The organism is Arthrobacter sp. Cr_A7, assembly GCF_029222765.1.
Taxonomy (GTDB): Bacteria; Actinomycetota; Actinomycetes; order Actinomycetales; family Micrococcaceae; genus Arthrobacter.
Genome location: NZ_JARHXQ010000001.1, coordinates 1 through 4,641, shown reverse-complemented (window position 1 = coordinate 4,641; position 4,641 = coordinate 1). Strand labels below are relative to the sequence as shown.

At 65.6% G+C, this 4,641-nt stretch carries 2 protein-coding genes; both read left to right on the top strand.

Annotated features, from left to right (window positions below; all coding sequences use genetic code 11):
• Positions 1-145 precede the first annotated feature (145 nt).
• Positions 146-1,153, top strand: a complete 1,008-nt coding sequence (locus P2Q66_RS00010; RefSeq protein ID WP_275724612.1) for a LacI family DNA-binding transcriptional regulator — start codon at positions 146-148, stop codon at positions 1,151-1,153.
• Between the two features lie 90 nt (positions 1,154-1,243).
• Entirely contained in the window at positions 1,244-4,294 is a 3,051-nt protein-coding gene (locus P2Q66_RS00005) for a glycoside hydrolase family 2 TIM barrel-domain containing protein (protein WP_275724610.1), read from the top strand.
• Positions 4,295-4,641 lie beyond the last annotated feature (347 nt).

The following is a 4,641-nucleotide window of genomic DNA, read 5'->3' as shown; positions in this document are numbered from 1 at the left end:
ACCTCCCGCCCCCACCCAAATGAGGGACGCGCCATCACCTCCCGCACCCAAACCCCAGATGCTCTATCAGATAACGGGGCCAAACACCTCGGAGAACAACCACAACCGATAGAGGAACCGCCGGGCAGCCCTAGACTTACGAGCTATGAGCACCCGTTCCCCAGACCCCGTCGGCCGGCGCGCCACCATCATGGACGTCGCGGCGGCTGCGGGCGTCTCCCGGCAAACTGTCACCCGGGCCATGAACGGCATGACCGGTATCAGCGAGGTGACCCGGGAGCGGGTCCAAAGGCTCGCCACTGAACTCGGATACACCCCAAGCCGCTTCGCGAAAGGGCTGGTCCAGGGTGCCCGCATCTCTGTAGGCCTGGCTATCCCTGACCTGACAAACCCCTACTTCCCTGCGTTTGCCTCGAGCGTGGTGGAAGCCGCCACGCAGCGGCGCTGGAATGTTGTGGTGGATGATTACGGCCATGGAACCGCCAGCGGCCTCGACGCGGTGGCCCGCTTGGCGCCGCAAGTGGACGCCCTGATCGGGTACCTCGGCGAACACTCGGACGAAGCGCAGGCCATGATGGGCCGGCGTCCGGTGGTTGCCCTGGATCACCCGGATGGCGGGGCTGCCGGGAACATCTCGTTCGACTACCCCTATGCGGCCCGGCTTGCAATGGACCACCTGGTGTCGGATGGGCGGAGTGACATTGCCTATCTTGACTCGGACCAGGGCGGCCCTGCTGCCAGCCGTGGCTCGGCAACCGCTGCGGTGGCGGCTGAAGCCGGCATCGCGGTGACGCGCTGCCATGCTGCTCCGTCCGCAAAGGCGGCCCGGGAGGCCGTGGATGCCCTGCTGCGCAGCGGGGTCCGGATAGACGCGATTCTGGCGTTCAATGACCTCATGGCGGCAGGTGCCCTGAAAGCCCTGCAGGACGGCGGAAAGTCGGTGCCCGGTGATTGTGCTGTCATCGGAATGGACGGAATACCCCTGGGCGAGCTGACCACCCCGGAACTGACCACGCTTTCTCTGGACCTGCGCACTGTTGGCCGCACCGCCGTCGACCTCCTCGATGGCCTGCTGTCGGGCTCGGTCGAAGCTCGAAGTCCTGCGGCGTCCCTGACTCTCCGGCACGAGCTGATTGTCCGACGTTCGGCCTGAACCCCTACTCAAAGATGCTCACAGCAGCTAGGCTGAACGTTGGCCGTGAACGTTCACGTCGTCTAAAAGGCTCGTCAGCAAGGAACATCCATGTCAGTTCAGACCCCCTCAGCAGTGCCCCATGTTGCCGCCGCCGCAATCAGCACACGGGCCTCCGGCAGCCTCGAAATCGGCGCGGAGGGCGTGCGCGAGCTCTCATCCCTGGCGCCCGGCCGCGGCACCCTCCCGGCGCGGGCGTACCTCTCGAGCAACGCCCCCAAGCTCTCCCTCAATGGTGAATGGCAGTTCCGGCTCAGTCCGGGCATCCGCAGGGCGCCTGCCGACGGATGGCAGGAAGGGGAAGCACTGGAAGGGTTCTCCAGCCTGCCCGTTCCGTCGAGCTGGTCCATGCACGGCAACGGATCCCCCGCCTACACCAACGTCCAGTTCCCCTTTGCCGTCGAACCGCCCCACGTTCCGGAAGTGAACCCGATCGGTGATCACGTGCTCACCTTCGAGGCCGGCCCAGAGTTCCTGCCGGACGCCCTGCTGCGGTTTGACGGCATCGAGTCCGCCGGAACTGTGTGGCTGAATGGAGTGGAACTGGGGACCACCCGGGGCAGCCGCCTGGCTCACGAGTTCGACGTCTCTGGAATCCTGGTTGAAGGAACCAACACGGTGGCTGTGCGGGTGGCCCAGTTCTCGGCCGCGAGCTACGTGGAGGACCAGGACATGTGGTGGCTCCCGGGCATCTTCCGGGACGTTACACTGCAGGCCCGGCCCGCAGATGGGATCGACGACGTCTTCGTCCACGCCGGCTACGACCATCTCAGCGGCGAAGGCGTGCTGCGCGTTGAGGTGAGCCGGGGCGGCCAGGCGATTGACGCCGTCGTACGCGTTCCTGAACTGGACCTGGAACTGCCGGCCGGGACGGAGCTGCGCGTTCCTGGAGTGGAACCGTGGTCCGCCGAGGTCCCGCGGCTCTACCATGCAACAATCACCGCGACCGGCGAGACTGTCAGCCTGCAGCTGGGCTTCCGCAGCATCACCATCGAAGACGCCCAGTTCAAGGTCAACGGGCGTCGCATCCTGCTGCGCGGCGTGAACCGCCACGAGCACCACCCCCGCCTGGGCCGAGTGGTGCCCCGCGACGTCGTGGAGGCGGAGCTGAGGCTGATGAAGCAGCACAACATCAACGCCGTCCGCACGTCGCACTACCCGCCGCACCCGGAATTCCTCGCGCTTGCTGACCAGCTGGGCTTTTATGTGGTGCTCGAATGCGATCTGGAGACCCATGGCTTTGAAAGCGCCGGATGGGCGCAGAATCCCTCCGATGACCCGCAGTGGGAAGCCGCGCTGCTGGACCGGATGCGCCGGACTGTTGAGCGGGACAAGAACCATCCGTGCGTGGTCATGTGGTCGCTCGGCAACGAAGCAGGCACCGGCAGGAATCTCGCAGCGATGTCCCATTGGACCAAGGACCGGGATCCCTCCCGCCCCATCCACTACGAGGGGGACTGGTCCTCACCGTACGTCGACGTCTACTCGCGCATGTACGCAAGCCAGGCCGAAACCGCGCTCATCGGGCAGGGGACCGAGCCGCCGCTGGAGGACCCCGCACTGGACGCGCGCCGCCGCGCCATGCCCTTTGTGCTGTGCGAATACGTGCATGCGATGGGCAACGGGCCCGGCGGCATGAGTGAGTACCAGGAGCTCTTTGACCGGTATCCGCGCCTGATGGGCGGGTTTGTCTGGGAATGGCTGGAACATGGAATTACCGTGCCGTCTCCGGGTGGCGGTGAGCATTTTGCCTACGGCGGCGACTTTGGTGAGGAAGTGCACGACGGCAACTTCGTCACAGATGGCCTGGTGGACGCCAACCGTAACCCCCGGCCCGGCCTGCTGGACTTCAAGAAGGTTATTGAGCCGCTGCGCATAGAGGTCGCAGCGGACTGGTCGGGCTTCAGGCTCCGCAACGGCCACGACTTTGCGGACACGTCCGCGTATAGCTTCCGTTATTCGGTGGAGTACGACGGCGCCACGCTCGACGGCGGAACAGTGGACGTTGCGCCGTTGGCACCTCAGTCCGAGATGGTTGTGTCCCTGCCGGCCGCAGTTGCCGGCACCGCTGCAGCGGTGCTCCCCGGCGGCGGCCCCGCGGTGCTCACCGTGAGCGCTGTCCTCGCCGCTGATTCTGCCTGGGCCGCCGCATGCCACGAAATCGCCTGGGGCCAGGCAGTGCGGGAGCCTTCCGCCGTCGTTATCCCAGGCCCAAGCGAGCGCATCGATGTCCTCGAGGAGGAACTGCGGCTTGGTCCAGCCGTTTTCAGCCGCTTCACCGGTATGCCCACCTCCATCGGAGGCATTCCCGTGGAGCAGATGGGGCTGGCGTTATGGTGGGCACCGACGGACAACGACTTTGGGCGGGAGTGGGGAGGCAGCGACGAGCGCCCGCTTGCACGGCAGTGGAAGGATGCAGGACTTGACCGGCTCCACACGCGCCTGCTTGGCATTAGTGCTGAAGCTGCTGCCGACGGCGGTGAGCAGCTGATCGTCCGGACGCGCATGAGTGCTGCCGACAAGCAGTTCGGGGTGCTTGTGGACTATACCTGGACCAGCGACGGCGACGCCCTTGCTCTCCGGACAAAGGTCCGGCCACAGGGGGCATGGGTGAACGCCGGGTTCGACGTGGAATGGGCGCGGATCGGGTTGGAGGTGGTGCTTGCGGCCGAGACCACAACGGTGAGTTGGTTCGGGCAGGGGCCGCACCAGAGCTACCCGGACACCGGACAGGGTGCCCGCACCGGATGGTTCTCGCTTCCGCTCCCGGACATGGACGTTGACTACGTCCGGCCCCAGGAAGCCGGCGCCCGCGCCGGGGTGCGGTCTGCCTCCCTCGTAGTTGGGGGGAACATGCTGGAGGTATCGGGTGAACCGTTTGCCCTCACGGTGCGGCCGTACAGCCTGGGAGTCCTCGACGCCGCCACGCATCGGCCGGAACTCAGGCCGGATGGGCGCAGTTACGTGTACCTGGACCACGTCATGCGCGGGGTTGGAACTGCTGCCTGTGGTCCCGGCGTTCTCGAGCCCTACCGGCTGACGCCCCGTGAAGCTGATTTCACCCTGGTGTTTGGTGCGAAGAGCGGAGCTCCGACGATGTGAGCCACTCCATAGAACCGGTTCCTGGCGGTTAGGGCCGGCGGGACTGGGCTAGCGCTGCCAAAATCCCCGTGTCTTCGGGGGTTTTGGCGGCGCTCGACCCCATCGAGCGGCGATTTGCGGTGGGGTTGTGGGGCGTGTATTGTTTTCTGAGTCGCCGCCGCTGATGCGGAAAGATAGCGGCCAACCCCCCTTGATGAACGGCCTGAAAATGGTTCGCTTTTGAGCGTGCCGGTTTTGGGTGGGGCTGGTTTGTGGGAGCTGGGAATCGCGGAAACGCTGATTTGCAAAGCTTCCGGGGATCGGGTAAGTTTGGAAAGTTGCTCCGGAGCGAGCCGTGACTGAGGTTT